A 3,524-nucleotide genomic window follows, 5' to 3' on the forward strand; every position below is an offset into this window, starting at 1 on the left:
GGCGTCCAACTCCCGGGGGTCACTTCATGGACGGGTTTACGGCGTCTCCCGCAACCGGACCCACCCCGCCATCTCTCGGAATGCGGCTTTTGCTTTCGCTTTTGCTTGCGCGGTGGCCTCTGCAGGTGCCGGGCGCAGCCCGGCCGAATACCCCCAACAGGCAGGCGACGCCCGGAACAGGTACCCTATGCCGCCATCAGATAGCCAACGTGACATGACCGACGCCATCGTCGCTCCGCAGTGGGCCTCCCGCCTGCGCGACATCGCCGACTTCCCCAAGCCCGGCATCCTCTTCAAGGACATCATGCCGCTGCTCGCCCACGGCGAGGACTTCCGCGGCGCCATCACCGCGATGGCCGACCGTTGGCGCGACCAGAAGCTGGACGCGGTGGTCGGCATCGAATCGCGTGGTTTCATCCTCGGTGCCGCGATGGCACTGGAGCTGGGCGTCGGCTTCGTGCCGGTGCGCAAGCCGGGCAAGCTGCCGGGCCAGGTGCTGCGCGAGGAGTACACGCTGGAATACCGCAGCGACTGCATCGAAGTGCACGCCGATGCGCTGCCGGCCGGTGCCCGCGTTGCGATCATCGACGACGTGCTGGCTACGGGTGGCACGCTGGTCGCTGCGCTGTCGCTGGTGCGCCGCCTGGGTGTTGAGGTGGTCGGTGCCGGTGTACTGGTCGAACTGGACGGCCTCGGTGGTCGCGCCCGTTGGGAATCGGGCCTGCCGCTGCACACCGAACTGGTGTTCTGATCGAAGGGTGGGTGCCAACCAAGGTTGGCATCTACCAGAGCGAATGGCCTGGAGCCGGTAGTTGCCAACCTTGGGTGGCAGCGCCTTTCGCGACTGGCGCCACGGATGGGCCAACCAAGGTTGGCCGCTACCAGGTCAGGTCGTTGCCAACCGAGGTTGGCAACGCTGCTTCAATCACATCATCCGCACGCGGAAACGTCGGCCCTTGATCTTGCCGGCTTCCAGCTTGGCCACGGCCTTGTTGGCCTGCTCTCGCGCGATCGCCACATAGGAGCGGGTCGGGAAGATCGCAATCTTGCCGATGAACTTGCTCGACAGGCCGGCGTCGCCGGTCAGTGCACCGAGGATGTCGCCCGGGCGCAGCTTGTCGGTCTTGCCGCCGTCGATCCGCAGCGTGCGCATCGCGGCCTGCGGCAGCTCGGCCGGGCGCGAAGTCGCCAGCGGCGTCTTCTGCCAGTCCAGCGGCTGACCCATCTGCGCTTCGATGGCTTCGGCACGGGTCTTCTCGCGGCCGGCCACCAGGCTGATCGCCAGGCCGCTGGCACCGGCACGGCCAGTACGGCCCACGCGGTGCTGGTAGCTCTCCACGTCGGTCGGCAGCTCGTAGTTGATTACCGCCGCCAGCTCTTCCACGTCCAGGCCGCGTGCGGCCACATCGCTGGCCACCAGTACGTTGCAGCTGCGGTTGGCCAGCAGCAACAACACTTCCTCGCGGTCGCGCTGCTCCATGTCGCCGTGCAGGGCCAGTGCGGAGAAGCCGAACTGCTGCAGCGAGTTGGCCACTTCGTCCACGTCCTTGCGGGTGTTGCAGAACACCACCGCCGATTCCGGCGTGTACTTCAGCAGCAGGCCAGCCAGCGCCTTCTGGCGGTGCGCCGGTTCCACCTCGCAGAACAGGTGGCGGATCGCCGGTGCCTGGTCGGCGCCTTCCACGGTCACTTCCACTGCCTCGCGCAGCAGGTCACGCGCCATGGCGCGGATGCTGTCCGGGAAGGTGGCCGAGAACAGCAGGCTCTGGCGGTCCTTGTGGGTGCGGCCGGCGATCTCGCGGATCGGCTCCTCGAAGCCCATGTCGAGCATGCGGTCGGCCTCGTCCAGCACCAGCGTGCGCACCGCGCCAAGATTCAGCGCGCGCTTGCGTGCCAGCTCCTGCACACGGCCGGGAGTGCCGACCACCACGTGTGGGTCATGGCCTTCCAGCGAGGCCAGCTGCGGACCCAGCGGCACACCGCCGACCAGCAGCAGCAGCTTCAGGTTGGGAATGCCGGTGGCCAGCTTGCGGATCTGCTTGCCGACCTGGTCGGCCAGTTCGCGGGTCGGGCACAGCACCAGCGCCTGCACACGGATCAGGCTGGGGTCGATGGACTGCAGCAGGCCCAGGCCGAAGGCGGCGGTCTTGCCGCTGCCGGTCGGCGCCTGTGCGATCACATCGCGGCCATCCAGGATGGCCGGCAGGCTCTGCGCCTGCACGGGGGTGAGGGTGGTGTAGCCGAGGGCGTCCAGGCCGGGCTGCAGGGCCGGGCTCAGCGGCAGGGTCGAGAAGTCAGTCATGGCGCATTGTACCCGCCCGCGCGGCCGCTCCCGCCTAATGGGGTGGGGTCGGATCCCTTTCCGCAGGAAAGGGCTCTGCCCCCCAATTGGAGCCGCCATCCACGCATGGCGTGGATCTACTGGTGGGTGCCGACCTTGGTCGGCACGCTCCTGCTCAGCCCAGCACCGCCAGCACGCCCTGGTGGATCGCCAGGCCACCGAACAGCAGCCAGGCGAACAGGATCAGCGCCAGCAGCAGCGGCTTCAGGCCTGCCTGGCGCAGCGCCGAAACGTGGGTGGTCAGGCCCAGCGCGGCCATCGCCATCGCCAGCAGCACGGTATCCAGCTGCACCAGCCCCGCCTGAAGGCCGGCCGGCAGCAGATGCAGCGAGTTGAACCCGGCCACCGCCACGAAACCAAAAGCGAACCACGGCACCACGATGCGCGCCTTGCTGCCGTCGGCGCTGGCCTTGCCGCCACGCGCCAGCCACAGCGACAGTGCCACCAGGAACGGCGCCAGCAGCATCACCCGCACCATCTTGGTGATCACTGCGGTATCGGCCGCCGCTTCGTTGACCGCGCGGCCGGCCGCCACTACCTGTGCCACTTCATGCACCGTCGCACCAGTGAACAGGCCGTACTGCCGCGCGTCCATCGCCAGCCAGCCGTGCGACTGCACCAGCGCATACAGGGCGGGATACAGGAACATCGCCAGCGTGCCGAACACCACCACCGTCGACACTGCCACCGTGACCTGCGCAGCACGGCCGCGCACCACCGGTTCGGCGGCCATCACCGCCGCCGCGCCGCAGATCGCGCTGCCGGCACCGATCAGCATCGCCGCCTCGCGTTCCATCTTGAACACGCGCATGCCCAGCCAGCAGGCCAGTCCGAAGGTGCTGGCGACCACCAGCACGTCCATCAGCACGCCGGTGACGCCGACATGGCCGATGTCCTGGAAGGTCAGGCGCAGGCCGTACAGCACGATGCCGGCACGCAGCAGCCAGTGCTTGGAGAAGCCAACACCGGCCGCGCTGCTCGGCGCCAGCCGCGGGTAGAACGTATTGCCGACCACGATGCCGGCGACGATGGCCACGGTCAGCGCACTCAGGCCGTGCGCCTGCAGCCAGGGCAGCTCGGCCAGATACAGCGACGCCGCCGCGATCAGGCCCACCAGCAGCAGGCCGGGCAGGCGAGGCTGCCAGCGTTGGCGCAGGGCGGGCAGGGACCAGGAGGAGAGAGT

3 protein-coding genes are annotated in these 3,524 nt (G+C 68.6%); 1 reads left to right on the top strand and 2 read right to left on the bottom strand.

The window, feature by feature from the left end:
• Nucleotides 1-214 precede the first annotated feature (214 nt).
• A complete protein-coding gene (locus QRO95_RS25055; RefSeq protein ID WP_285303722.1) occupies nt 215-751 on the top strand; it encodes an adenine phosphoribosyltransferase in 537 nt (178 codons plus the stop codon).
• A gap of 174 nt (nt 752-925) precedes the next feature.
• Here the strand turns inward: QRO95_RS25055 and dbpA are convergent, their stop codons facing one another.
• Both dbpA and QRO95_RS25065 read right to left on the bottom strand, forming a co-directional pair.
• Nucleotides 926-2,302 carry an ATP-dependent RNA helicase DbpA gene (gene dbpA / locus QRO95_RS25060; protein WP_032128314.1) on the bottom strand — a complete coding sequence of 459 codons (1,377 nt, stop codon included), beginning with the start codon at nt 2,300-2,302 and terminating at the stop codon, nt 926-928.
• 154 nt (nt 2,303-2,456) lie between these two features.
• A partial coding sequence (locus QRO95_RS25065) for a YeiH family protein (protein WP_404830391.1) occupies nt 2,457-3,524 on the bottom strand: 1,068 nt, incomplete at its 5' end.

It is taken from the genome of Stenotrophomonas maltophilia group sp. Smal13, from assembly GCF_030236855.1.
GTDB classification, from domain to species: Bacteria; Pseudomonadota; Gammaproteobacteria; order Xanthomonadales; family Xanthomonadaceae; genus Stenotrophomonas; species Stenotrophomonas maltophilia_A.